Here is a 25623-nt window from a genome sequence, read left to right as displayed (position 1 = left end):
AGGTCACGCCGTCGCGATTACAGGTTTTACCTGGTCGGCCAATAGCATGTCTGGTGCTATGACCGACACCGCCCCCGCCAGCGATACCCGCGCCACCGGCCGGGTCGCGACCGAAGCCGCCCGTCGCCGAACCTTCGCCGTCATCAGTCACCCTGACGCCGGTAAATCGACGCTGACCGAGGCGCTGGCCCTGCATGCCCGGGTGATCACCGAGGCGGGCGCGATCCACGGCAAGGCCGGCCGCAAGTCCACGGTGTCGGACTGGATGGAGATGGAGAAGGCCCGCGGCATCTCGATCACCTCGACGGCGCTGCAGTTCCCGTACCGCGACTGCGTCATCAACCTGCTGGACACCCCCGGCCACGCCGACTTCTCGGAAGACACCTACCGGGTGCTGACGGCCGTCGACTGCGCGGTGATGCTCATCGACGCCGCGAAAGGCCTTGAGCCGCAGACCCTGAAGCTGTTCCAGGTGTGTAAGCACCGCGGCATCCCGATCATCACGGTGATCAACAAGTGGGACCGCCCCGGCCGGCACGCGCTGGAGCTGATGGACGAGATCCACGAGCGCATCGGGCTGCGGACGACGCCGCTGACCTGGCCGGTGGGCATCGCCGGCGATTTCAAGGGTGTGATGGACCGCCGCAAGGGCCACTACATCCGCTTCACCCGCACCGCCGGTGGCGCCACCGCCGCGCCGGAAGAGCACATTCCCGCGGACAAGGCGCACGATGCCGCCGAGGGTGACTGGGACACCGCCGTCGAAGAGTCCGAACTGCTGTCGATGGACGGCTCGGACTACGACCGCGAGACCTTCCTGTCCGGCGAGTCCTCGCCGGTGCTGTTCACCTCGGCGGCGCTGAACTTCGGCGTCAACCAGCTGCTCGACGTGCTGGTCGATCTGGCGCCCTCGCCCGGCGCGATCATCGACGTCGCCAAAGAGCCGCGTCCGGTGGATTCGCCGTTCAGCGCGTTCGTGTTCAAGGTGCAGGCCGGCATGGACAGCTCGCACCGCGACCGCATCGCCTATGCGCGGGTGTGCTCGGGCACGTTCGAGCGCGGTGATGTGCTGACCCACGCCGGGACCGGCAAGCCCTTCGTGACCAAGTACGCGCAGTCGGTGTTCGGCCGGGAGCGTTCGACGCTGGACGACGCGTGGCCCGGTGACGTGATCGGCCTGGCCAACGCGGCGGCGCTGCGCCCCGGCGACACGCTGTATCGCGATGCGCCCGTGGAGTTTCCGCCGATCCCGAGCTTCTCCCCCGAGTACTTCTCGGTGGTCCGCGGCAAGGATCCGAGCAAGCACAAGCAGTTCCGCAAGGGCATCGAGCAGCTCGACCAGGAGGGCGTCGTCCAGGTGCTGCGCTCGGACAAGCGCGGTGAGCAGGCGCCGGTATTCGCAGCCGTCGGCCCCATGCAGTTCGAGGTGGCGGCGCACCGGATGGCGACCGAGATCGGCGCGGCCATCACGATGGAATCGCTGCCGTACCAGGTGGCGCGGGTCGTCGACCCCGAGGACGCCGAGTTCATGAACAAGCAGGTGTCCTGCGAGGTGCTGACCCGCTCCGACGGCGTGCTGCTGGTGCTGTTCTCGACGCCGTGGCGGCTCGAAGGGTTCCAGCGGGACAACCCGTCGGTGAAGCTGCGCTCTCTGGTGGCCGCAGCCGAGAGCTAGCGGCACGCCCTGATAGCGGGCGCACGTCGGTCCTCAGCCCTTACGGTGTAGAGCACCCGTAAGAGAGAGGACGACGAGTTGGCCGTCGCGACCCCCGCCACCCCGACCCTGCGTGAACTGACCGTCCGCGGGATTCTGCTCGGCGGTGTAATCACGCTGGTGTTCACCGCCGCCAACGTCTACCTCGGACTCAAGGTCGGTTTGACGTTCGCCACGTCCATCCCGGCCGCGGTGATCTCGATGGCGGTGCTGCGCAGCTTCGCCAATCACTCGGTGGTCGAGAACAACATCGTGCAGAAAATCGCCTCGGCGGCGGGCACGCTGTCGGCGATCATCTTCGTGCTGCCGGGCCTCATCATGATCGGCTGGTGGACCGGATTCCCTTACTGGATCACCCTCGCCGTGTGCACGGTCGGCGGCACCCTCGGCGTCATGTACTCCATTCCGCTGCGGCGCGCCCTGGTCACCGGCTCGGACCTGCCCTATCCCGAAGGAGTCGCGGCCGCCGAGGTGCTCAAGGTCGGCGACAGCACCGGCGGCGCGGAGGCCAACCGCACCGGGCTGCGGGTGATCATCTTCGGCTCGCTGGTGTCGGCCGGCTTCGGGTTGCTGGCCAATATGAAGCTGCTCGCGAATTCTGTTACGGCGTATACCCGTATCGGTGCCGGCGGGACGATGTTCAGCGCCGGATTGTCGATGGCGATGATCGGCGTCGGGCACCTGATCGGGATGACGGTCGGTATCGCGATGCTCGTCGGGCTGGTCATCTCGTTCGGGGTGCTGCTGCCGATCCGCACGATCGGGGCCTTCGGGACCGGTGAGCCGATCGGCGACATCATCGACGGCATCTTCGTGCACGAGGTGCGATTCGTCGGCGCCGGCGCGATCGCCGTCGCCGCCATCTGGACGCTGCTGAAGATCTTGCGGCCCATCATCAAGGGCATCACCGACGCGTTGACGTCGGCGCGCAATCGGCGCCAGGGCCAGCTGGTCGACCTCACCGAGCGCGACATCCCCTTCCCCATCGTCATCGGCACCGTCGTGCTGCTTCTGCTGCCCATCGCCGTGCTGCTGTGGGATTTCGGTCGCGGCACTGCGCTGCAAGGGCATTCGGCCGGGATCATCGTGGCAAGCCTGGTGTTCATCTTCGTCATCGGCATGGTCATCGCGTCGGTGTGTGGGTACATGGCCGGGCTCATCGGCTCGTCCAACAGCCCCATCTCCGGCGTCGGCATCCTGACGGTGCTCATCGCCGCGGTGCTGATCAAGGTGGTGTTCGGGCATGCCGACGATGGCCAGTCTCTGGCGCTGGTGGCCTACACACTGTTCGCGGCGGCCATCACGTTCGGTGTTGCGACCATCTCCAACGACAACCTGCAGGACCTCAAGACCGGCCAGCTGGTCGGCGCCACACCGTGGAAACAGCAGGTGGCGTTGGTGATTGGTGTGGTGTTCGGATCCGCGATCATTCCGCCCGTGCTCAACCTGATGCAGCGTGCGTTCGGATTCCTGGGCGCGCCCGGTGCCGGTGACCACGCGCTGGCGGCTCCGCAGGCCGCGTTGATCTCTTCGTTGGCCAAGGGGGTTTCGGCGGCTCTTTGAACTGGGGGCTCATTGGATTGGGCGCGGTGATCGGGGTGGTCGCGATTCTCGTCGACGAGACCCTCACCCGGACATCGCGATTCGCGCTGCCGCCGCTGGCTGTCGGGATGGGCATGTACCTGCCCATGAGCCTGACGCTGATCATTCCTTTGGGCGCCGCGCTCGGGTACTTCTACAACCGCTGGGCTGACCGAGCGGGCGGAGATGTCGAGCGCAAGAAGCGGATTGGCGTGCTGCTGGCGACGGGCATGATCGTCGGCGAGAGCCTGTACGGGGTGGTGTTCGCGGGCTTCGTCGCCGGGACTGGTTCCGACGAGCCGTTTGCGCTGTTCTCTGGTTTCAACGGATCTATTGCCGAAGTCATTGGCGTCGCGGCCTTCGCGGCGGTGCTGACGTGGATGTACAAGCGGACGCGAACGATTGCGGGTAGCGAGCCGGTTTCTGCGGGTTGACGCTTCGAGCGTGCGGGTAGTGCGTGGCTGAGATGGGTTTCGCGATCCCTGCGCACGCTCGCTGCGTTGGCTCTGCGAGCTCTCCTGACATGTTCGATTTGGAGCCGTCAAGTTTCCTGGCTCTGTTGACGTATGTGTGGGTCATTGACGGCCGGGTAGGGCTGGGCGGTGTCCGCCGAGGGTGAGCATGGCCAGGGCGATCAGGGGCTCGGGTGTGGCGAATCCGTAGGCGATGCGGGTGAGGAGTCGGATTTTGGTGTTGACCGATTCGATGAGTCCGTTGGACAGACCGTGTTCGATGGCGGCCAGTATCTGGGTGCGATGGCGGGTGATGCGTTGTTGCAGTAGGACAAATGATTCGATGCGGCAGCGGCGCGCCCACGAGATCCACCTGTCGAGGGCGTCGGCGGCTTGGTCGGTGGGCAGTTTGAAGATCGTGCGCAGCGCTTCTTTGAGCAGGTAGCCGCGGTAGAGCCGGGGATCGGTTTTGGCGATCCATGCCAGCTTCACTCGTTGTCGTTCGGTGAGGTTCTCCGGGTTCTTCCAGAGGGCATATCGGCTGCGGCGCAACGCCAATGCGTCTCCGGTGGCCACGGTGACACGGCGGCCGCGGACCCATCCGTGGCTGCGGGTCTGCCCCGCTTTGCGGGCGGTGTTCCATGCGGCGCGGCGGACCTCATCGAGGGCCTCGTTGGCCCAGCTGACAACGTGAAACGGATCGGCGCAGCGCACCGCGTCGGGGCAGCGTTCGACGACCACGTCCGCGATCCAGTTGGCTCCATCGGCCGAGACGTGGGTGATCTGCGCGCACCGGCCCTCGCCAGAGGCTTCCAGAGCATCGAAGAAGGCCCGCACGGTGGCTCGGTCCCGGCCGGGGCTGGCCCACACCAGCCGGCCGGTGTCGTGGTCGACCACGATGGTCAGGTACTTATGGTGGCGTTTGTAGGAGATCTCATCGATTCCGATCCGGGTCAGGCCAGCGAAGGGATCGATTCCGGCGGCAGTGTCGGCCCACACCCGGGCGATGATCGATCCGACTGTGCGCCACGCGATCCGCATCAGTTCGGTAATCATGCGTTTGGAGCAGCAGGTCGCCAACCAGGCCACCTGCTGATCGAAAGCATGGGTGTGCCCGGCGCCGTGGCGGGCCCAGGGAACTTGGCGCACCGTCGGCCCATGAGTGGGACAGTCAACGCGAGGGGCGTCGGCTTCCAGAAACACCTCGGTGGTGCCCATATCCAGCGTCCGCCACCGTCGTCGGCCCCGGCCATGGTCATACCAGCGGGCCCGCGCACCACACAGGCCGCACCGCCCCGCCGCAGCACGCTGCGGGCGGACATGGGCCACCAATACCTGTGCCGTCTGGTCGAACTCGACATCCTCGACAACCGTGTTCTGGACGCACAACAAGACGCGCCATAAGCTGGCATCCCGCACGCCGTTCTCCGCTCTTTTGGTGACTGACCTTCGACAAGCCAGAAACCTAGACCGGGAACGGCGTTCGGCTATTCAAACCCCAAAATCACCCACACATACGTCAACAGAGCCAGTTTCCTTGACGGCTCCAAATCGCATGTGCTGCAGGAGAGCCGGATCGACGCTATCGGGCGGTGTCAAACGGCTTGCGTCCCGCGTGCGCGCTCCTACCATCAATAGATGCGATCGCTACAGATCCGGAATGTGCCCGACGACCTGATGGAGCGTTTAGAGCTGCTGGCGCGCGCCTCCAACACTTCGGTCGAGGCTGTCGCGCTTCGGCAGCTGGGCATTGCAACCCGCAGGACGGACAACGCCGCACTGCTCGCGACACTGCCTGACCTCTGCATTCCAACGGATGACATCGTTCTGCATCTGCACGCCAGTCGTCGGTAATCGTTCTCGGCGCGACCACTGAACACCGCTAGAGCCGCTTGGCGTCCAGTGCTCTCATCAGTGCAGGCCGGTTCCCGTACTGCTGACGTATCTCCGCCATGAAAAGCACGAATTCAGCACCGCGGCCGCCTTTTTCGTAGAGCTTGGCCATCGTCGCCAGCCTCGCGGCAATGTCGGGATACAGCTTGCTGTTGGGCTCCCGCAGATCCTTCGCAAGCCCCGGCCGGTACAGGTCGGCGGCCGCGATGGGCCGCGCCTTGGCCCCTCGATCGGCCAATTCCCGCCACGCTGAGCCGGCACCGTACCGGTCAGCAGCTTCCCAGGCCGCGTCGATGTCGCCGTCACTCATACAGAGCTGCACGAGGACTGTGCCGAACAGGAAGCGGTCCGTCGCGGCCAGGTGTCGCGCGTGGTCATAGGCCCACCTGCGTTCGGAATCGACACGGTCGACGCCCGCTGCGAAATCCAGCAGGACACGGTAGGAGCCCACCGACGGCTGCCGGGCGAAGTCGGCTCGGAGAACGCCGATTGCATCATCGGTGCGGCCCAAGCCTTTGTACGTCTCGGCAACATGGTCCGGATTCAACCAATACTCGTTGTCGCCGCCGTGGCTCCGAACCTTGCCAGCGGAAACAGCGAGGTCGATCCAGGCCACCGCATCGTCGGCACGACCAGCTGCGCGCAGCCGGTGAACGATCGCTCCGTACTGGACATAGGGCCCTTCGCTGAGCAGCTGAACGGCGAGGTCGACATCGCCGTCGTGATCGGCGAGCTCCAGGAGCATGGCGTCGACTTCGTGTCGCCCTGTTGGTTGGTCTGCCAGATTCTTGTCGAGCGCGACCACCGCCCGGCGGTACGCCTTAAGTGCCTTCTCGTCGAATGCATCCACGAAGTCCGCCAACACGACAATCGGCCAACCTGGCGATTCAGCGCGGAATTTCACCAACCACGTTGCCAGTTTCGTCGGGTCAGGCGTGCCGAGCCTGCATGCCCGCGCATAGAGGTCGGCAGACCGCTGGGATTGGTCTCCGATCGAACCCGAGGAATCATCTACATGCTGCAGCAGCTTGCGCAATTTGGTGAGTGCGAGCAACAGAGCCGGCCGCACAACCTCGGCTGCGCCGTTGTTCAGGTGGTCCTCAAGTTCATCGAGCATGTCACTGACCGTCCCCGCGACCTCGAACGATCGCCGGTAGTCGATTTCGCCCCTGAACTCCAACATGTTTCGCACGTAGGCTTCGAATTCGGCTTGGGCCGGCGCCTCGTCTCCTGAAACCGCCGTAGCGCGAACATCGAGTAGGCGCCGTACCCCGCTGTCCTGCTGCGCGAGTGTCAGGACCAAGTCTCGTAGTTCATCGACACTCATCGCCTGCACTACCGCTTCCAGCGCTCCGTCAGCCGAGGCATCGGGGGGAACTTCGATGGGGACACGTCCGCTGTCGATTGCGGCGAGCCCAACCGCGACCAGGTGCTTGCAGAAGTTGCCGTCGGCGTTGTGCGGGCAGGTGCAGACTCCGTCAGGCAGCGGGCCGGACCAATCGAGCTCCACCTGGTAGACACGCTTGGCCTGAATCGATGCGTACGCCTTGGATTTGGTGATCCGAAGCCCACGAACGTAGCGGACGTAGTCCTCGCCGCGGGCGAAGACGAGATCACCGGCAACGTTGAACAGCGACGTTTCGGAAAGCGGCACGTCACTATGGTGCCCGATGCGACGGTCCGGACTCCCGCGGCGCCAGCCTGACACCCGGACGTACATCGCGTGACATCACGGCAAACAAGCTCGCGTGCACGCGTCGCGACCCGCGCATCGACGGATAGTGATGGTGTGGACGCTGTAATTCACCCGAACACCGCGTCAAGGGTTCCGCCCTCACACTCGGTGTCATCGAATGCCGCTGAACAACACGGTGCGGTCATCGCAGACCGGCACCCGCGAGAAACCTCATCCACCAACACAATCGATGCCCGCGACGAGCTGATCCTCGAGGGCCAAGCCGTGCCGGGCGCATGGGTCACCGTGTCGTTCAACGGAGACCCCGACGACACCGACGTCTTCCAGCTCGTTCTCCCCGCCGACGCCAAGCCGCTGGGCGACACCTGTTCCGTGGAGTGTCCGCTGGGCAAAGCACTCGTCGCCACTCACGTCGGCGAAACACGCAGATACGTGACAGAATCCGGTCGGAGCATGGCGATCACGGTTCTCGCCGTCGACGGGGTGAACCCGAAGGAGACGGCGGGACGCTGACCGCTCCCCGACCAATGTTGTTCGGGGAGCCCAAGGCACTACTCCGCTGTGCGACCGCCGACCACCGCGTGAATCCGCCCCTGCGGATACGGCAGTGCGATGCCGTGCTCGTCGTAGGCGCGCAGAACCTCGCGGCGGAGCCGGCGTTGCACTGCGCCTTGCGTATTCGGCCGGGTTTTCACCGACATCCGCAGGATGAGCAGATCAGGCGAGAGTTCCTGCACACCAAGCATTTCCGGATCGCCCAGCACGTTGGCGGCGATCGCCGGATCGAGGATGGCGGCCTCCGCAGCTTCGATGGCCACCAGCTCGGCCCGGTCGAGGTCCGCGGTCAATGCGACCGGAACCTCAACGTGCGCAACGGCGTAGTCCTGGCTCATGTTGCCGACGCGCTTGATCTCACCGTTGCGGACGTACCAGAGGGTGCCGTCGCCGTCGCGGACCGTGGTGATGCGCAGGCCGACGCTCTGCACCTCGCCGGTCACGTCGCCGAGGTCGACGTTGTCGCCGACGCCGTACTGGTCCTCGAGCAGCATGAAGATGCCGCTGACGAAGTCGCGGACCAGGTTCTGCGCGCCGAAGCCGATCGCCAGGCCGACCACACCGGCCGAGGCGATGAACGGCGCGATGTTCACCCCCAGCACGCTCAGAATCGCCAGCACCAGCCACACCAGCAGCAGGATCGACACCGTCGACTTGAGCACCGACCCGATGGTCTGGGCGCGCTGGCGGCGCCGTTCGGCGGCCTTGCGTGCGTTGGACGACTGGCTCCGGTCGCGCAGGTAGCGCAGCAGCGGCGGGCGGTTGGCCTGCGACTGCTCGTCTACTGCCTCAGCCTTGCCGGCCCGACCCGTGGTGGCGCTGTCGATCAGGCGGTGCAGCACCAACCGGGCGATGAGGGCGATGACGCCGTAGGACACGATGCGGATCGGGACCTCGACCAGCCAGCGTCGGTTCGTATCCGTCCATTCGAAAGCCAGTTGGTAGACATGCACGGGTCCGACCCTACGAGAGGCCGCCGAAATCCCTGGCCACGGCGAATCTTGGCTGCAGGCGGGACCAGCGGGTTCTCGTCGGCGAGAGATCCAGTCGGTGTATGGGGCTGGTCGTTGCCCGGCTCACACTGGCGGCACCCTTCGGAAGCCGTTCCTGCCAGCAATCTGGCAGAAACCTGTCTAAAACCTGTGAGCGGCAACGAAATTCGCGTCGGTGTCCCTCTCGCACCCTGGGTAGGCTTCAACCGTCAGCCAGTACGCGTTAGGGGTATCGCATGGCCGGAGGGGGAATTCTGGGGGTCTCCCCAGAAGATTTGCGGCGGGTGTCGGGGTCGATCGACTCCCTGGCCGATGAGCTCGCCACGCAGTTGCAGGCGATTGACAGCGAGGTGTCCGGCTTCGTCGGTTCTGGCTGGACGGGGTTGTCCAGCGGCGCGTTCGCCGAATCGTTCTGGAAGTGGCACGCGGGCGCCAAGGACGTACACACGGGTCTTGCCGAGATGGCGTCGTTGCTCGGGATTGCTGCCGGCGCCTACGAGAGCCAAGACAGTCACTCTGGAGCAGCGCTCAGCACGCAGATGAGAATCGGCGGGTAGGGCGCACGATGTCTGATGAATTCGGAGTTGATACCGACAAGTTGATGGGCATTGTGGAGAAGATGGCCCAGTTAGAGGCCAGGATCGAGGCGATGATCACCGAGGCGCATGCCGAGGTCTCGGGACTGCACGCCACGTGGGTAGGCACGGCGGCGGCGACGCAGGCTGACGCACATCGCCGTTGGACCGAGGGCGCGCAGGAGATGCGCGAGGCCCTGGTCAAGCTGCGCGGGGCGGCGCACAAGGCACACGGCAATTACACGGGCGCCGCCAAGAGCAATCAGACGATGTGGTCGCGGTGACCCGGCTGACGGTGCGATAGGCGACGAAACCCTATGGCACCGATCGTTGTTGATCCGCGCGCGCTCGACGGCGCCGGGCAGTCCGTGGACACTCAGGCCGAAGCGCTCGGAAAGGCCATCGACACCCTGCATTCTGCGCTGTCGGGCAGCGGTGGCATGTCGGGCGATGACCCCGCCGGCATCGTCCATGGCCAGGCATATGACAAGTCGGCCAAGGCGATGCTCGAATCGATGGTCGATCTGCGAAATGGCATGGCCCGCATCGGCGACGGTATCCGGGCCAGCGCGACCAGCTATTCACGGGCCGAGGTCGCGTCGAACACTCACGGCACGGGCGGAGCACCGCTGCCCGCCGCCGCACCGACCGCGTTCGTGAGTGCACAGGTGCCGCCGTCGGCTCAGGGCAGTAACGAAGGGGCGCCGCCTGGTTGGTCCCTCGTCGAGCCCTTTCTGGGCATGATCTGGCCCGACGGAAGCCCGAGCAAGCTGCGTGCCGCGGCCGGGGCATGGACGGCGGCGGGGTCGGCCTTTCTCGGCGCCGAGGCTCCACTGCTGGGTGCGCTGGGCGTGGTTACGGCGCAACAGATTCCGGAGGGCCCGCAGGTAGCGCAAGCCGTGGTCGCCGGCAATACCAACGCAACGGCGCTTTTCGGCCAGTGCGTCCAGGTCGCCTCGAACCTCAACTCGTACGCCGGACACATCGACGCCACTCACGCTGCGATCCTGGACCTGCTGTCGCGAATCGTGAACCCAATGACCGGGATCCGTGAAGTCTGGGACCTCCTCACCGGCGAGGACGAGGACGAGATCAAGAAGATCGCCGACGACATCCGCGTCGTGGTCAACAACTTCAAAGCCGAAGTTGATGCTCTGGCCAAGTTGCTCGCGCCACTCATCGCGGCTGCCGAAGCGATCGCGTCGACGATGGCCGAGTGGGCCAAGATGGAACTCCAACAGTTCGGCGACGCCGCGTACAACGTGCTCGCTGACGTGGTCAACTCCGCGGCGAGTTTCGGCAACGCTGCGATCCACAACCCGCTCGACACCTTGGGGATGATCGGCGGGGCCGCGCTGATCGCCGGCGGAGCCGGCATCGAAGTGCCGGGCATCATCCTCGACGCCACCGGCGTGGGCGCCATAGTCGGAGTTCCGGTGAACGTGGCCGGCGCGGCAATGATTGCCACCGGCGGAACCATCGCCACCGCCGGAGCAATCGACTTGTCGCACGATGCGGCGCTCAATCCGGTGACCATCATGCACGCGCACACCGGGCGCCCGGGCGAAGGTGTGGACCGCGGCGACGGTAGGGACCGATACGGGCACATCACGGGACGCAACGGCGGCAACTACGCCAAAGGACGCGAAGCCGAGGGTATAGAGAACTACAAAGACCGCAATCCGGGGCGATGGGTCACCAATGAGCAAAGGAAGGCCACCGTCGATGGGGGCGCACCCGGCGGCCGGTTTTACGATGGTCTGGGACGCCTGCCGGATGGCACCTACGAGGCTATTGAGGTGAAGTCCGGCTCGGCGTCTCTCTCAGCAGGACAGCGCGAGTTCGACAAACTGGTGTCGCCGACGAATCCGGCGTACGTAACCATTACCAATGAGCAAGGGGTCGTAGAAACCGTGAAGGTCAGCAAGGTTCGCGTGGAAACGGTGCCAGGCGAATGAGGCTCGATAGGCCCACCCACGTCATGGCGACGAACCGCTCGTCCGGATGGATGAGCGAGTTCCCCGAGGAAATCCCTGGGCAGATCGCCGCGATCATCAACCGTCTGGGCGACGGCCGGTACACGCACATGTCGATCTATCCGTTGCCCGCCGATGTGGCATACGACGAGACCGTCCACCCGACCGAGTGGATTCAGGCCACTGGCGTCTCCCCCGACCGGCTCACCGTTGAGATCAAGGAAGCTGATTCCAAGAGCGTGCATCGGCTTTACACGATCGGCCGGTCGGGCGGCGCAGGCGAATCAGCCGAAACCGAGCCAATTCAGAACGGCGACAACACCTACATGGTGCGCCCCTCCGAAGTGCTCACAGCCACCGACGCCATCGCACTGTTCGAGCACTACTACGAAACCCACGCCGTCCCGGCTGGCTGGAGTCTGCGCGAACAACCAGAGTTCTCAGACACGGCGGTTGCCGAACAGCAGAGCAACGGAGCCGAAACGGACAGCGAGAAGCCCTCGGCTGGTCGCGCACCCGTAGCCAAAAGCGAAGTCGCACAGTCGAAGGGTGACGCCGTACCGAAGACCGTGAAGGGCAAGCCGAAGCAGTAGCGCACAGCGACTCGCGTGCCGCGATTGGTACTCCCCGATCAAAACGTAGTGCCGGTCAAGGTGATCGGTGTCCGACCGGTGATAAGGGTGCCATGACGTACGCAGTCAGAGAATTCGCTACGGTCGCGCTATCAGACGAGCCGGCACGGGCAGCGATGCAGCTCAACCATCTCGTCAGCCTCATCGGTGATCGAAAGCTCTTCATGATCGTATTCGAGCTGACCGAGGACGACGAGACGTCAGGTTACGTCGAACCGGATGACAATTTCGTGCAGACCACCGGCACTCAGGCAGGGCTGACAGTCGAACTGATGAGGAACGGCAAGCTGTTCGCCCTCGGGCATCCAGGCGACAAGGGACCACTGGTTTCGCTTGCACGACAAGATGGCACCGCGGTCGAAGTGCACCAGAACGAAGTGCTCATGCCGGACGAAGTCTGCCCGCTGCTCGTCGAGTATGTCCGGACCAACTCGATTGATACTTCAGGATGGGCACTCCGCGAAATCACCACGGCGGACGAGACTCCCGAGTTGCAGGCCCAGCATGCTGAGCCACTCAGAGCCCACCAGGACGAACGGTAGATCGGAGGATGGTGTGAGATTCAGCGGCGTATTCGTCTCCCGAGAAGACCGGTTCTCGATCGGCACTGAGCTCGATTCGGGGAGACACTACGTCGCGCTCCCTGTCAGCAACGGCGTGGTGGATTACGAAGAGTACTACGAGATTTCACCCCAGCAGTCCGAAGTCTTCCTGTCCGACAGGAGCGCAGCGCTCGACTTCGCCGACGCATGTCGGCGGCGTCTGCATGATGATCTCTTGATCGAGAAACCAGGCACCAATCGGGGAACGCCTGTGTGATGCCCAACGACAGTCGCGCGGGGATGGTCGACCCGGTTGCCCGGTTCTTGGTGCCTGCACCCAACTCAGCCGGTACTCACGCGAGCTGTAGCGGCAGCTCGACGACAAGCCGCGGGACCGAGTGCCGGAACTGATGGAGATACCAGTGAGCGGCGCGATCGCCGAATACCGGGGCCAGCGATTCCAGATTTCGTTCAGTACCAACGAATGGGTTGCTTTGCAGGCTGGCCCCGATGCTGACATACCCGATGCGTTCGCTCGCGGCGAGTCGCCTGCAGGGCAAGGCCATTACAAGCCATGGGCGAAGGTACCGCGGTCAGCGATCGACGGGGTGATCAGTGTCAACGTTAGTGGATCGCTTGGCGGACAACCTGTTTCCCTGACGGGAAGGCTGAGCGACGGCCGGATCAGAGTCGAGTTCATCGGCCACCCGACTGTTGCGCGACAACTTGGCCTCATTGGAGATCAGTACATGGGATGGACCGGCGTGGTTGACCCGGATCAGCTCACCGATATCCGCGTCGAAGAGACTGGGCGCGAGTGAGCGTTTCGCTCCCCACCACCCGGGCGGCCTCAACCACACCCAATCGGTATGGACAGGCCTTACCACCTCGCATTTCACGCCTTGTCCGTGCCCGTCGGGAACTCAGGCGGCATGTAGCCGCCATAGGTACCGCGGGGATCGCCCTGGACGTAAAACCGGTCTTCCCGATCGGCCCGATTCGCGATCATGTCTCGCTCGAACTGTTCCCTGCGCTGTTGAGCTTCGCGAGCTTGGGCCGACTTGAGCGTCCAGGCAGCGAACACGGATAGCACCACGAAGACGATCAGCACCACGTACAGCCACGGGTGCTCGTGAGCCAGGCCCAGCAGAAACAACCCGCCGAAGACTGCTGCAACTCCGACCCCGGGACGTCTCGTAGTCCGCGCCACGGCGCCAACACCGTTGGCTCCGTTGGCAATAGCAACCGAAGAGGACGAACCACCGCCGAAGATCGCCATCAGGATCCAGATCGGCAGCCACAGCCCGCAGGACAGCAAGGTCAGGATCAAGTGCAGTGCATGGTTGGGTCCGCCGCCGGCTGATACTGCTACCGCCACCGCGGGTGCCTGGGCAGCCGGCGGGGTGGGCACGAAATGCTCGGTCCACCGTCGGCCGTCGTGGTAGCGCTGGCCAGCCTGGCCGCTGGGGTCTGAGTACCAACCCGGCGATGGGGTCGGATAGTTGTGATTCGGCATGTCGGTTCCTCTCGGCATATTTCAAGCAGCCGAACAGAATGACACCGACCACCGACAAGTAGCAGTTGTCGGCCAAGACATGACCACCTGTCGGGGCCTCGCACTAATGTCCGCACTACGGCCGGCAACGTTGTCCACTAACCGAGGAGTCGCGATGATCCGTTGCAATGTGTGTGTACTCGTCGCTGGCCTGCTCGTTGGAGCCGCAGTTTGCGCGGCCGCCCCAGCCGCCGCCGAGGGTGGATGGGTAGCTGTAGCTAAATCGCCCTCACGGGAGTCTCTGGACTGGGCTGGCGGCCCCAATCGGTCGCAGGCTGACGCCGAGGTGTCAGCTCTCCAGCAGTGTGCCCGTTTGCAGCACGCCAGCGACTGCTACCTGGTGGCCAGCGGCCCCAAATGTGCAGCCGTGGCATGGGATGTGGGCGAACCACTCAACCATGCTTATGGTGCGGTCGGCATGACCCCGGCCGCAGCGCTGAGCGCTGCCGAAGCCGCAGCGGGTCCCTTCGCAAATGGCCCCGAAGTGCGGTGCAGCTACCTCAGTCGCGGATGAACAACGCCCCGTAGAGGGACTCAACACCACTGCGAGTGTGCCAAGCACGTCAGCCCCGCGTCGTATGGTCCTTTAGATTCCGATTCGATTAGCGTGCGGCCGAAACGGCCGCAGACGTAAAGGGGTGCAGCATGTCCGACGACGAGACCTCGTTTGTGCCGGTATGGACGCTGACTACGGGCGACGCATCCATCCCACAATTCCCCTACGAGGCGGCAATGACCTCAGAACGCCTCGCAGAGCTGCGGACAGTCCTCGCTGCCATGGCACGTACATCGATTGCGACCCTCGAGGTGCATCCGATCCCAGCGAATCTGGACAAAGGCGTCGGACTCCGGTTGGACAGTGCAAGTCCCTTGGCACAACAGCTTTCAGGGCTAATCAGAGATGCGTCGAAGCATACGACGGCAGTGAACCTCGCCTCCACCAGCGAAGCGCTATACCGGATGGTCGTACCGGCGAAAGTCGCCGCACAGTTCAGCGGCGGCATCATGACGTCAATGCCGTCCAAAGTGGTCGCCGGCGGCATACACGGTGCACTGACGAACTCATCAGGCGGCATTGCGGCACAAGCCACGTTCGTACAGGTATCAGGCCCAGCCACCACCAGAGGGGCCGCGGCGGGCGCAGGTGCGCTGACTATCGCTACACCGCTGATTCTGATGGCCGTCGCTGTTGGCATCAGTGCCCATGCCGACAACAAAAGGCAGAAGGCGCTTGAGCGAATCACAGAGCTTCTGGAAAAGCTGCACCAAGACAGGCTGGATGACGAACGAAATCAGCTCGACGGTTGCCGCGACGCGATTGAGAAGGCGACGGCGATCTTGCTTGATCGTGGAAAAATCGGGCTCTCGTTAGGGCTGGATACCGCAGTCGGCAAGATCGACACGGCAGTCGCCACGGCGGCCAGGCGTGTAGACCGATGGCAGCAAGAATTCGCCAAACTACCGTCCCACGTCGAGCTCTCTACCCTCCGCAACGCCTTTTCGGGCGTCGATGATCCCGACGGCGAATTCCGCGCTCATTTGGAACTCGCCAGGTTGGCAATCGCACTAAAGCGTCGAGTACTTGTCCTGCAGGCGGTTGAGCACGCCCAGATGGATTCAGACAATCCGTTCCAGAATTTCATTGGCACGTTGGCAGCCGACTCCAAGCGCATCGATCAACTGGACATCAGCCTCAACGAAGTTCTGCTTGCACTATCTCGCGTCAAACTCACGTCGTCTCGTCGAGTCATGAACATGATGGTCACCTCCGGTGAGGTGAACAGCGTCCTCAACGCCTCGTATCGGATCCGCGACATTGGCGACGACGTCGAGTCTTCAAGCGATGCATCTGATGTCGTGATAGATATCGTGCGGAACGCCGACGGGGGCCTACACGTACTACCTGCCCGAGCGCTCTAGAGCATCCCTGACACCCTTGCCCGGCCTGATGGTCGCCGCACTTGGAGACCCATTCAGTGCGAATAGCCGGATCTGAGCCCTATCGGTGATCCGGTCCGGGGGGTTCCGCGATAGCCTCGGCACCGTCAGGCTCCTTGCAGGCAGTTCTCCACCCGCACAGTCGATTACCGGACCACCGGTACGCGCTCAGTGGTCCGCCTTTGACGGCGCTGATTTCCACACACGCGGCGCGGTCGGTCCAGTCCAGGCCCGCGGCCGGTGTGCCGGTGTGCCGGTGTGCCGGTAGGCGAGTAATTGCCATAAACTACCCGAACGTCGCCACGGTACCGGTGGCCGTCGTCCGCGATCGGGAGCGACGGTAGCTCGGGGTACGGCGAGACGTCCCGGGGTGGTGAAAGTGCCTGTTATTTCTTCGAGTTCACACAAAGTCATACCATCGTTCTACCGCCGACGTCGCGCCTGAGTCCTTGTTAGCCTCTCCGCGACCCAGTGTCTTCTGCACGTTGACAGAGCGCAAACTGGTGTGGGGCGCCGGCCGGGTCCTGGACGAACTCGATGATCCTGGGGCGCGGATTGCCGCGGCAGGCTAGCGAGCCTGTTCGCCGGCCGGCTGCCGACGGCTGTACCGGCGCAGCAAGGGACGGTTCGAGAGTGCAGCTACGGTGCTCCATCGCCGCGAGCTACGAGAATCTGGTTTTTGATCTCCCGGTAGGCCTGCACCCGCGCCATGACCACATCCACCGCCGAATCCGTTGGGCCGACATCTTGAGTCGCCTCGATCCCGTACAGCATGGCACTCAATTTTGCGTGCAGCTCGGCGCGCTGCTCGGCAACCCGGGCATCCTCACGTTCGGTGCGCAACGACTTGTCGATGCGTTGCGCTTCCATGGCACATTTGACAATGAGCTCCACCCGCTCGGTCGCAGCAGTTTCCAGACTTGTGATCGTGCTCTTGGCCTCTGCCAAGATGTTCCGGTCTTCTCTCGTCGGCTTGTTCAACGCCGACAGCGTGTTCGTCACCTTGCGCAGGGCGTACGCCTTCGTGAAGTTGTCGGTAATCCCATTGATGTCGACACTGAAGTCGACCTCGCCCAGCCATCCGGCGCGAGCGGCCTCGGACGCGGCTATCCGCTTCACTGCGCTGAGCGCGGATTCCAGGAGCGCGGCGTTCTGTTTACCCAGCGTATTTACGCGGTGTTGCTCTTCCTTGCGGACCTGTTCCTCCCGTTGACGTTTGGCGGCTGCGGCCCGTGCTGCCAGTTCGACGCGGGCTCGTTCCTCGCCTTCGATGCGTCGCTTCTCCGCAGCCGCGACGAGCGCGTAGACAACCCAGATCACAACACCGACGGCGGTGATGACCCCGAAGGCGATCCAGACCGGCTTAGGGATCATCACAACGAGCAGAATCACGAAGAAGATGAAGCCGCCCAGCGCGTTCGACCCATCAGATGAACGCTTGCTACTCATCGTGCACCTACGTCTGCACGGGAGTGAACGTCAATCCCTGGGCACGCACACTGGCGGCCGAATACCAATCGAGCCGATTCAGCCAGCACGGCCGTTCTCATCAACATGGTCCACACCTGTCTCCCACTCACTGTCGCTACCTGCGTTCCGAGCAGCCGAACAGAATGACACCGACCACCGACAAGTCGCGCAGATCGCCAGGAGACCTGTGCACTCGGCCTCGAACCGATCCGACTTGTCGGCGCCTTCGTTCATACTGATCGGCTCGCGGGAGATTCCACGCCGAGCGAGAGGGTTTCTCATGACCACTACCATCGCCACCTTGAACATCCGTCATGGCGGACGGAAGTCGACCGATGCACTCGCTTCCCGAATGCTCGGATACGACGCAGACGTCCTGGTGGTCACCGAATTCCGCGCGAACGAAGTCGGCTCTCGATTCCGCACTCGACTTGAGGGCGCCGGCTACACCACATCTCACCCTGACGTCGACTCGAAGCTGAACACCGTGCTCATTGCATCACGGCGCGGAATCGACCGTTCATGGCCGTTTAGCGATCAACTGGACGCCAATCATTTGTGGTGCGCGCAGATCGCAGACATGACAGTGTGTGCCGTCTACATGCCGCAACGCACCGCCAAACTGCCCTACTGGGAAGCCCTCATCGCTCACGCACGACGCGAGGGTATCGAACTACTTGTCGGCGACTTCAACACAGGCAACAACGACCTTGACAAAGACCCAAAGGGCGCCAAGTTCATCGGCCCCGAAATGCCCAGCCGACTTGCGGCGTCAGGATACACCGACATATGGCGATCGTTGCATCCCCACACTCGCGAGTATTCGTGGTACAGCCGCCCCGGGAACAACGGCTTCCGTCTCGACTACATGTTCGCCTCACTTGAAGTTGCCAACCGCGTGACCTCGTGCGAGTTCGACCATGTGCCGCGCCAGGCTGGCGAGACCGACCATTCAGGGCTGATCGCATTGCTGGGATGACATCATCGGAAAGCGAAGCGAAACAGACATACTCGAGCGAACGCTCACCTTGAAGATGGAAGACAAGCTACTCATGGACTCGAACCCACCATCAGAATCACTGATCACAGCGCTGTCCCAGGCACGGATACCCGCGGCGAACCACGAATTCATTCGACAGCTCACCGACGCTGCCCGTGCAGACGGTTATCGCGTCGTCGACCAGCCCGGGAAACCCTACGTCATCGCCAAGCGAAGCAACGGTTCTCGTGATCTGCACATCTACTACGGTGCGACCAATGGATTCACTTCCGAGGATGAGGTCATCAACATCGCCGGGGGTGAAATGAGCCGAGGCGAAAGCGGCAGCCGGAAAGGCACGTGGTACGTGCTGCATCCAGTTAACGAAGCCCGGGTTGGTGGAGAGCGTGGTCAAGACGTCCGACGTACGGCGGCGTTTTGCGAATGCGGTATGCAGCTGTCGTTGACTGGAGCATGTGCCAGCTGCGATTAGCCTACTCATGTGGAGCCGACCCGCGTACGCAGCGTCGATCAAGTTTGACGTGTCGAGAAGGCGGCCTGCACCTCACAAGCCTCCCAGCGGCTGACCGAGAGGTGCCGAAGCCTGCGCGAATGGCAACTCCTGAACCAGGTTGCCCTCGTCCCGATAAATCTGCCAATTTGAGCTGACAATCAGCTTAGGCTGAATGGCACGGTATCTGGATGAAATTCTCTACTCGCACAGTCTCTTCCCCCGACCATCGGTATGCGGTCAGCGCCCCGCCCTTGACAGCACTGAAGTCGACGCACGCCGTGCGGTCGGTCCAATCGAGACCGCGCACCGGCGTTCCTGTCCGCCAGTAGTGGCCGTACACCACCGGAACGCCGCCGCGATAGACGTGGTCGTCATTGGCGATCGAGAGCGCCGGCAACTCCGGGTACGGCGAGCCGTCCGGCGTGGTGAAAGTGCTTGTCATCTCTGCGAGCTCACGCAGCGTCGAACCGGTACTCCACCACCGCAGCCGGGCCTCTTCGCGCTCGTGACCGTCCTTGTCCAGGTACGACGACTGGCCGTGAGCGGTCAGGCTCAGCTCCGGTCCCTTGATGAGTGTCTCGATCGCTTCGTACAGTGGATGCCCCTTGGTCGATGCTGTCGCGAACTGCGCATCGGCACCAAAGACATTCGAACCCAGTTCCTGCTCAACGACTTTCATCGAGGGCTCATGCCAGCACGCATGCACGACCCGCACCCCGCTGAGGTCAAGCCACAGCGGAATGGTGCGGAACCAGTCCAGGTAGTACCGCTGTTGCTCGGCGGTCAACTGTTCCAAGAAGGCCCGGTGCTGATGGGAATTCTTGTCCGAGTGGCGGCGCAGATAGTCACCCTCAGCACGTGGGATGCCGTAACAGATCGCATTGAACTCATGGTTGCCCATGGTGATCTGCGCGCTGCCGGCGTCGACCATGGCCTTGACGGTTTCCAGGACGCGGAGCTGCTGGGGTCCGCGGTCGACCAGGTCACCGACGAACACCGCCTGTCGGCTCGCGTGTGTATAGGCGCCGTCGGTGAGGCGGTAGCCCATGGCATCGAGCAACGACTCGAGCGGGTCGGCACAGCCGTGGATGTCGCCGATGATGTCGTAGCCGGTCACAGGCTGATCATCGCACCGCATCCGCCTAGATGGCCGCGCATCAAGGGCTCCCCACCTGGTTGGCCCGCCGGTACGCCAACGCGAAGCCCTTGGCGATCCCCGCAGCACGGTGGCGATACTCGCAATCGTTCAAGTCACGATCGCCTCGTCGATAGCGTGACGCCAGGCGTGCCAATGCATCAGCGCCCTCGTTCAAGGGCTCTCCACGATGGCCGTGTACCCAACGCAGCGTGATCCGGCTCCGTTCGGCGTGGATCCGACGTTGCATAGCGATCAAGTTCCGATCGGACCCGGACTCCACCACCGGGTATTCCGCAGGCAGTACGAAATCTCCACGTTTCCAACGATTCACCATCGCCACCGCGGCGCGGCTATCAGACAGTACCGTCAGACGATTACGCGGAAGTCCACACACCGCACTACCGATGGCGTACAGCTCGGCCACCAGCACGGGGTTGGTGCCAACCCGCTTCGATGACGAAACGAACCCCGCAAGTCCGTGCTCACCCGAGGAGGCCAGCCAACCGAAGCCCGCGTGCCGGCACCGCATCGAGCCATCGGTAGCAACGGTGAGGGGACCACGGTCCACGGGAAGCGGCGGCAGCGACAGACGCGCAGTCTCTAATTGAGCGGCCGCGCTTTCAACAAGTGATCGGTCTGCGTGGGAGGGACGCTCGATCCACCAATCCGTTGTGGCAGTCCAGATCTGGCCGGCGTAGCGCCACAACGGACTACTGCTCCCCACGCAGGCAACGAAGCGGATGCGCTGTTGTTCGGGATGCTGGGCGCAGATTTCGTCGATCGCGTTGAGCACCGCGACCTCGGCGTTCGGCGCTGCGACGACACCCGACCACGATCGCTGCGCGCTGACGGCGACGTAGCAATGGCCCAGGTGCGATTCGGCCACATCGATCACGATCGATTCGACTGGCCGTGGCTGCGCGAAAGCGAGATCGGCGCGCCTGGGCTGCGGACGCGGCAGCGGCGTCACGGACTCGCACCGTGAATCGAGGCGATCGACCATCATGTCGGCATGCCTTTACCGCCTGCAGTTTGGTTGAGGAAGGCGTCGATCACCGGTTGCGTGTCAGGGCACATGTCGTCGACAGCGCCGACGATGATGGTCGCTGCCTCGTAGCGCTCGTAGCCCGCCCGCCCGAGGAAGCCCATCGCGCCGGGTACGCCACCACCGGAGCGCAAGACCCGGCAGGTCATCTTGCCTGCGTCGATGACCCCGGAGACCGACGAGTAGTACACGCCGTTGTTGTCCAGGTACGCGACGAAGTCGTACTGGTCGGCGTGAGCAGGCGCCGAGCCAATCAGCCCCGCCAACACCATGAAGGCAGCGATGACCGATATGCGGCCGCGGTTGAAGTAGGTGGTCATCGGGCTCTCCGTCCTTCTGAGGAAATGCCCGCTTCCCGCGAGCCCTACAGATTGACAGACACCACCGACAAGTTTCAGCTTCCTCCGCAGTGGCTGGAGGTGCCATCAACATGTCAGTGGTCGCCGATACGTTGTCCAGTTCTCACTACACGCGCCGGCAGGCGCCATATGACTGGATGGACAATGAAGGCAGCACATTTCGGAGACGAGTCGCGCGCATCGCGGATGCAATCACTACTGGCCCATGCACTGATCTACGTACTCGCGGTGGCGATACCGATACGCGTCGCGGCGTGGTTCGGCCTACTCACCGGTATCAACACGTTCGTCGCCATCGCACTACTGACGTGCTGGGGCACCGCGCTGTTTCATCGCCATAGGGATCATCTGTGTACACGTTGCATGGAAGAAGTTCCGGTTGACGCGCCGAGCCGTGCCCAACGCCGTCGCCGGTCACTGCGGTTCTTTCACTTCGCCACAACCCTGCCGGCTACGCTTGTGATGGTCGTAATTCTCGCCGGCCCAGCCATTTTCGATGTCGCAACCGAGGGCACGGTCACGCGCGCATACTTTGTGCCGGGTGATATCTGGACGTTCGCGCTCATCTACTCGGCGTGGCAGCACCATCGCTTGCGCCCCTGGTGCCCATACTGCCGGCCGTGGGACGAGGGCGGCGACCAAGAGCCGGCACCCGACCCGACGCTGTTCGGCACGAAGACGCGCGGCTGACAACGCCACGGTGTGGCTCCGCACTCGAATGACGTTGCAGCACAGCTCGTCCGTCGAATGGCTGACGACTTGTTGTGCTGCTCAGATCAGATGCACCTCCTAGAGAGGCCTGATTCGCCGTGGACTATCGGCGAGCTCATCATCGCTGGCCGACCGCAGCAAATAGCGACTCACCTACACTTCGGAGCAGAAATAGAGGGGATGCACATGGCAAGCAACCTTGACCCGGCGCGGTCGGAACCTGTCGACGCCAGTTCCGACGAACTTCCTGCAGTAATCCCGCAGGACGGCGAGGTCGCCGTGGTGGTTCAACCAGAAGGACTTCTGCTTGCTGGAGACCCAGCGGAAGTCGAAGTCTACGTTGAACGTGTCCGCGGCATTGCAGCGAACGCTGTCGGCGTCATGGGCGTGGATCAAGCGGGGCTCGGCAATGCAGCTGGACTGGCGGCGGGGGCGGCGGCATTCCTCGGGCAGTCAGCGAAGTTCGTCCAACTCCACCCCGAGAGCCTCATGGCAATCCGGAAGGGTCAGTTGATCCCCGGTACCGATGGCTTTTACCGGATGATGACTCGCGGGGCGAACAACAAGTTTGTCAGCCAGCTGCAGTGGAAACACGCCAGCGTTACGCCAGCTCGAATGATGTCCCTGCAGATGATTGCGGTACAGCTGGCCCTCAAAGCGGCGATCGCCGAAGTCGAAGAGTCTGTCAAGCGGGTCGAAGGCAAGGTCGAGGAGGTTCTGCGTTTGGCTCACGCCAATCGGTCTGGCGACGTCCTGGGAGATCGCGTTACCATCGACCGAATGGTTGCGTACCTCGATCGACACGGATCGTTTTCCGATGCCGACTGGGACTCGATCGCATCAATTGGGCCAGCGTTGAACCGCACCGTCGAGCAGCTACGCCATCATGCAGATCGCACGTTGCAGACCTTCGATGCTACGAAGCCGATTCAAGAGCGCGCGGACTTCATAAAGCGCGCCGCGAATAGCGATCAACTCGGAGAGACACTAAGCCTGTTGGTCATCTCGCAGGAGTCGTTGTTCAAATGGCAGCGGCTTCGTTTGGCTCGTGTCGAGGCAACCCAACCTGAACACGTGCAGCAGGTTCTCGACGACGCTCGCGATCTGCTCAAGCGGCAGCTCGCCGACGATGATGCACTGTTCCGACGTGCACGGGACGTTTTGGACGCTGTCGCCAAAACTGAAGCGATCGACGGTTTCCGGTACTGGTCGGTCGAAGACCTTCAAGAGAATCTGCCGAAGCTTCGCGCCGACGTCGTTCGATTCGGAAGTGCGCGCCGCGCACATATGTCGGAGTGGCAAGAATTCAAAGCGCCGACACCTCTCCAGGCCGCGAACGCTGCCGTGGAGCGAGTGAGCGAAACGGCAACGGCGGCGCTGGAGGCGGCCAGCGAAACGGCAACACACGCGCTCGAGGCCGCGAGCGAACAACTTGAGCGGTTCGGCAGCTTCTTCGGACGCGCTCGTGAGAAAGGTAAAGCGCTGAGGCGCGAGCGTACCGATGGTTCTGAGCAGGGTGGCGAGTCACCAAGCTGAAGTTGGTGGACCTGTGATTGGTGTCGGTGGCGATATCTACGATCAGTCCATGTCTGAAGATGCTTCTGCCGTGTCGCTTAGGTGCGGTCACCTCGAGGTCGTGTTTGGCACAGAGGTAGGAATATCTGCCTTTCAGATGACGGCATCTGGCGATCAGACAGCTGTCGATCCAACCGATCTTCGAGGAGCTGCGCACCGCCTCATCGAGATTGCCCCCTTGCTGGACTACACAGCCACCGACGTCGTGTTCGTTGCCGACGGTTATTCCGACGTCGAAATCGCCGCAACGACACCTACTGTGACGTTGCGGAAGTTCGGCGCTGGCGGCGCCACCCTCACGGTCGCGATCGAAAAATCGAATGACGATGCAAGGAAAGGGCTCCTGGCCGAGGCCGCATACGCCGCACGGCGACAGAGGCTGGCCGATGCGGCCGATGTCGTCGCGCCGCTTACAAATGAAGACGCAGATGTCGTCGGCCGCCTCGATGTTCCCGGCAGTCCGCTCCTAACCGAGTTGCGCGCCGATAGGCGCCGCGCGTTCAAATCGCCATCCTTCCTCACTCAAACTGGTGGTGACTTGGAGTGCGCTATCACCAATATCGTCAGCGATCTCCGCGCCGCTGTTCGTTTCGGCGCAGCGGGATTGGCCGACACCACCGACGATCTCTTGGACGAGTCAATCCAATTGGCCTGCGTCCAAGGCGGCTGGGCAGATCGCGTCCGACTGCTGATCGCAGCCGAAGAGATCTGGGCGATTGAGCGACTCGCGCGAATCGGGTCCCGGCTCAGCGCCCACCCGAACGAGGATTTTGATCAGCTCCTAGCCGAGTACGAGGCTCAACATCAACTGGCCATTGATCTGGCGGTTCTCTTCAAAGAAGTCATCGACAGAATCCCCAGCGCGCCAACAAATCCTGTTGTACGCCTCGTCCGAGGTAAGGAAATTCGTGACGCCCTGGCGCTGCGTGAAACACTCGCAGCATACTCGGCGGCCGTCACCACACCAGCCGTATCGAACCGTGACACTATTACCTGGGACGACGCCGCAAAGTCTCTCATGGCAGTAGACCTCGTAACCGATGACGACGCCGACGAGCGCCTCCGATCCGATATGTCGCCGCCGTCTGCCGACGACGCCGCAGCAGCGCTCGGCGGACTATTCGAAGCCCAGCTACCGGCTGCTCGGGCAATCGTCGACGACCTCGACCACCAACACCCGGATGTCGACGCAGAAGGCCGGGTTCAGATCGTCAAACGACAAGCGGTCCGCAAACTTTCGGCCGGTGCTCGATACGCTGATGCGGCGCCACCACTTCAGGAGGTGGTCGCTGAACTGGCGATGTGCATCGCGTTGCTGCGGGGATTCGAGCCACGCACCGAAGCGGAGTTCGAAGAATTGGGACGGCGCATCCTCAGCAGAGCCGACAAGATCGCCAACCTGCAGGCGCAGGCCAGCAACGCTCTTCCAGTCGCCGTCGCCGGTCTCAGCCGGCTGCTGAAGGTGGTTCAACCCATTGTCATGGAGGCTGTGTTTCGCCAGCTCGGCGGAATCAAACCCACGAGTGCAGGTGCTGCTCGCGATGCATATAAAACCATGCGGTCAAAGGTCTGGAGGGCCCGCCACGACAGAGGAGTCACAGCGGCAGCAGCTGGCGGCGGCGCCAATGTACTTTTGAAAGCCGTTGATTCCGCGGCGCCGAGGCTCATAGTGCGGTACGTGGACCAGGCTTTGAGCTCCCCAAAGCCAAAGAGGTAACGGGCGACCAAGCG

At 63.2% G+C, this 25623-nt stretch carries 24 protein-coding genes and 1 pseudogene; 16 read left to right on the top strand and 9 right to left on the bottom strand.

Going from position 1 to position 25623, the window contains the following annotated elements:
* Positions 1 to 58 precede the first annotated feature (58 nt).
* Together TL10_RS01810 and TL10_RS01805 are read left to right on the top strand one after the other, a co-directional pair.
* Positions 59 to 1675, top strand: a complete 1617-nt coding sequence (locus TL10_RS01810; protein ID WP_043984285.1) for a peptide chain release factor 3 — start codon at positions 59 to 61, stop codon at positions 1673 to 1675.
* Positions 1676 to 1753: 78 nt separating this feature from the next.
* Positions 1754 to 3729, top strand: a pseudogene (locus TL10_RS01805) (OPT family oligopeptide transporter).
* Positions 3730 to 3870: 141 nt separating this feature from the next.
* Here TL10_RS01805 and TL10_RS01800 read toward each other — a convergent pair.
* On the bottom strand, positions 3871 to 5166 hold the full coding sequence (locus tag TL10_RS01800; RefSeq protein WP_043984284.1) for an ISL3 family transposase: 1296 nt from the start codon (positions 5164 to 5166) through the stop codon (positions 3871 to 3873).
* A gap of 219 nt (positions 5167 to 5385) precedes the next feature.
* Here TL10_RS01800 and TL10_RS01795 point away from each other — a divergent pair, with 219 nt between their 5' ends.
* On the top strand, positions 5386 to 5601 hold the full coding sequence (locus tag TL10_RS01795) for a FitA-like ribbon-helix-helix domain-containing protein (protein WP_043984283.1): 216 nt from the start codon (positions 5386 to 5388) through the stop codon (positions 5599 to 5601).
* Positions 5602 to 5629: 28 nt separating this feature from the next.
* Here the strand turns inward: TL10_RS01795 and TL10_RS01790 are convergent, their stop codons facing one another.
* Positions 5630 to 7294, bottom strand: coding sequence for an SWIM zinc finger family protein (locus TL10_RS01790; protein ID WP_043984282.1), 1665 nt, complete (start codon positions 7292 to 7294; stop codon positions 5630 to 5632).
* A gap of 135 nt (positions 7295 to 7429) precedes the next feature.
* Between TL10_RS01790 and TL10_RS01785 the strand changes: the two genes are divergently transcribed.
* Positions 7430 to 7849, top strand: a complete 420-nt coding sequence (locus TL10_RS01785) for a GreA/GreB family elongation factor (RefSeq protein ID WP_157850340.1) — start codon at positions 7430 to 7432, stop codon at positions 7847 to 7849.
* A gap of 38 nt (positions 7850 to 7887) precedes the next feature.
* Here the strand turns inward: TL10_RS01785 and TL10_RS01780 are convergent, their stop codons facing one another.
* Positions 7888 to 8844 (bottom strand): mechanosensitive ion channel family protein, encoded by a 957-nt coding sequence (locus tag TL10_RS01780; protein WP_043984281.1) that lies wholly within the window; start codon positions 8842 to 8844, stop codon positions 7888 to 7890.
* A 275-nt stretch (positions 8845 to 9119) separates the two neighbouring features.
* On the opposite strand from TL10_RS01780, the gene TL10_RS01775 reads away from it, so the two are divergent.
* The 7 genes from TL10_RS01775 to TL10_RS01745 all read left to right on the top strand — a co-directional run bounded on the left by TL10_RS01775 (position 9120) and on the right by TL10_RS01745 (position 13429).
* Positions 9120 to 9440 (top strand): WXG100 family type VII secretion target, encoded by a 321-nt coding sequence (locus TL10_RS01775; protein ID WP_043984280.1) that lies wholly within the window; start codon positions 9120 to 9122, stop codon positions 9438 to 9440.
* An 8-nt stretch (positions 9441 to 9448) separates the two neighbouring features.
* Positions 9449 to 9742 carry a WXG100 family type VII secretion target gene (locus TL10_RS01770; RefSeq protein ID WP_043984279.1) on the top strand — a complete coding sequence of 98 codons (294 nt, stop codon included), beginning with the start codon at positions 9449 to 9451 and terminating at the stop codon, positions 9740 to 9742.
* A 33-nt stretch (positions 9743 to 9775) separates the two neighbouring features.
* Positions 9776 to 11416: a WXG100 family type VII secretion target gene (locus tag TL10_RS01765; protein ID WP_043984278.1), complete on the top strand. Its 1641-nt coding sequence runs from the start codon at positions 9776 to 9778 to the stop codon at positions 11414 to 11416.
* Positions 11413 to 12027, top strand: a complete 615-nt coding sequence (locus TL10_RS01760; RefSeq protein ID WP_234711347.1) for a hypothetical protein — start codon at positions 11413 to 11415, stop codon at positions 12025 to 12027. The genes TL10_RS01765 and TL10_RS01760 overlap by 4 nt, the downstream gene beginning before the upstream one ends.
* A 92-nt stretch (positions 12028 to 12119) precedes the next feature.
* The gene (locus tag TL10_RS01755; protein WP_043984277.1) at positions 12120 to 12608 is read left to right on the top strand and encodes a hypothetical protein; all 489 of its coding nucleotides are present in this window, start codon (positions 12120 to 12122) and stop codon (positions 12606 to 12608) included.
* 13 nt (positions 12609 to 12621) lie between these two features.
* On the top strand, positions 12622 to 12885 hold the full coding sequence (locus tag TL10_RS01750) for a hypothetical protein (RefSeq protein WP_043984276.1): 264 nt from the start codon (positions 12622 to 12624) through the stop codon (positions 12883 to 12885).
* 145 nt (positions 12886 to 13030) lie between these two features.
* Positions 13031 to 13429, top strand: coding sequence for a hypothetical protein (locus TL10_RS01745; RefSeq protein WP_234711346.1), 399 nt, complete (start codon positions 13031 to 13033; stop codon positions 13427 to 13429).
* A 74-nt stretch (positions 13430 to 13503) separates the two neighbouring features.
* Here TL10_RS01745 and TL10_RS01740 read toward each other — a convergent pair whose 3' ends face one another.
* Entirely contained in the window at positions 13504 to 14124 is a 621-nt protein-coding gene (locus TL10_RS01740; protein ID WP_043984275.1) for a DUF2510 domain-containing protein, read from the bottom strand.
* 684 nt (positions 14125 to 14808) lie between these two features.
* Here TL10_RS01740 and TL10_RS01735 point away from each other — a divergent pair.
* The gene (locus TL10_RS01735; protein ID WP_043984274.1) at positions 14809 to 16083 is read left to right on the top strand and encodes a hypothetical protein; all 1275 of its coding nucleotides are present in this window, start codon (positions 14809 to 14811) and stop codon (positions 16081 to 16083) included.
* Between the two features lie 657 nt (positions 16084 to 16740).
* Here TL10_RS01735 and TL10_RS01730 read toward each other — a convergent pair.
* Entirely contained in the window at positions 16741 to 17550 is an 810-nt protein-coding gene (locus TL10_RS01730) for a hypothetical protein (protein WP_043984273.1), read from the bottom strand.
* Positions 17551 to 17851: 301 nt separating this feature from the next.
* Between TL10_RS01730 and TL10_RS01725 the strand changes: the two genes are divergently transcribed.
* Positions 17852 to 18550 (top strand): endonuclease/exonuclease/phosphatase family protein, encoded by a 699-nt coding sequence (locus tag TL10_RS01725; protein WP_043984272.1) that lies wholly within the window; start codon positions 17852 to 17854, stop codon positions 18548 to 18550.
* A 97-nt stretch (positions 18551 to 18647) separates the two neighbouring features.
* On the opposite strand, the gene TL10_RS31125 is transcribed toward TL10_RS01725, so the two are convergent.
* The 4 genes from TL10_RS31125 to TL10_RS01705 all read right to left on the bottom strand — a co-directional run bounded on the left by TL10_RS31125 (position 18648) and on the right by TL10_RS01705 (position 21567).
* Positions 18648 to 18965: a hypothetical protein gene (locus tag TL10_RS31125; RefSeq protein ID WP_157850339.1), complete on the bottom strand. Its 318-nt coding sequence runs from the start codon at positions 18963 to 18965 to the stop codon at positions 18648 to 18650.
* A 262-nt stretch (positions 18966 to 19227) separates the two neighbouring features.
* On the bottom strand, positions 19228 to 20202 hold the full coding sequence (locus tag TL10_RS01715; RefSeq protein ID WP_043984270.1) for a metallophosphoesterase: 975 nt from the start codon (positions 20200 to 20202) through the stop codon (positions 19228 to 19230).
* Positions 20203 to 20221: 19 nt separating this feature from the next.
* Entirely contained in the window at positions 20222 to 21208 is a 987-nt protein-coding gene (locus TL10_RS01710; RefSeq protein WP_234711345.1) for an RNase H family protein, read from the bottom strand.
* Positions 21205 to 21567 carry a DUF732 domain-containing protein gene (locus tag TL10_RS01705; protein WP_043984269.1) on the bottom strand — a complete coding sequence of 121 codons (363 nt, stop codon included), beginning with the start codon at positions 21565 to 21567 and terminating at the stop codon, positions 21205 to 21207. Before TL10_RS01705 ends, TL10_RS01710 begins: the two co-directional genes overlap by 4 nt.
* Before the next feature lie 183 nt (positions 21568 to 21750).
* Here TL10_RS01705 and TL10_RS01700 point away from each other — a divergent pair, with 183 nt between their 5' ends.
* The 3 genes from TL10_RS01700 to TL10_RS01690 all read left to right on the top strand — a co-directional run bounded on the left by TL10_RS01700 (position 21751) and on the right by TL10_RS01690 (position 25609).
* Positions 21751 to 22296: a hypothetical protein gene (locus TL10_RS01700; protein WP_043984268.1), complete on the top strand. Its 546-nt coding sequence runs from the start codon at positions 21751 to 21753 to the stop codon at positions 22294 to 22296.
* A gap of 207 nt (positions 22297 to 22503) precedes the next feature.
* Positions 22504 to 23853, top strand: coding sequence for a hypothetical protein (locus tag TL10_RS01695; RefSeq protein ID WP_043984359.1), 1350 nt, complete (start codon positions 22504 to 22506; stop codon positions 23851 to 23853).
* Positions 23854 to 23902: 49 nt separating this feature from the next.
* Positions 23903 to 25609 carry a hypothetical protein gene (locus tag TL10_RS01690; RefSeq protein WP_131630660.1) on the top strand — a complete coding sequence of 569 codons (1707 nt, stop codon included), beginning with the start codon at positions 23903 to 23905 and terminating at the stop codon, positions 25607 to 25609.
* The last annotated feature ends 14 nt before the right edge of the window (positions 25610 to 25623 follow it).

This window comes from Mycolicibacterium llatzerense (genome assembly GCF_000878195.1).
In the GTDB taxonomy this organism is placed as follows: Bacteria; Actinomycetota; Actinomycetes; order Mycobacteriales; family Mycobacteriaceae; genus Mycobacterium; species Mycobacterium llatzerense.
The sequence above is the reverse complement of the archived record's forward strand: the minus strand, read 5'-3'. Positions and strand labels throughout refer to the sequence as shown.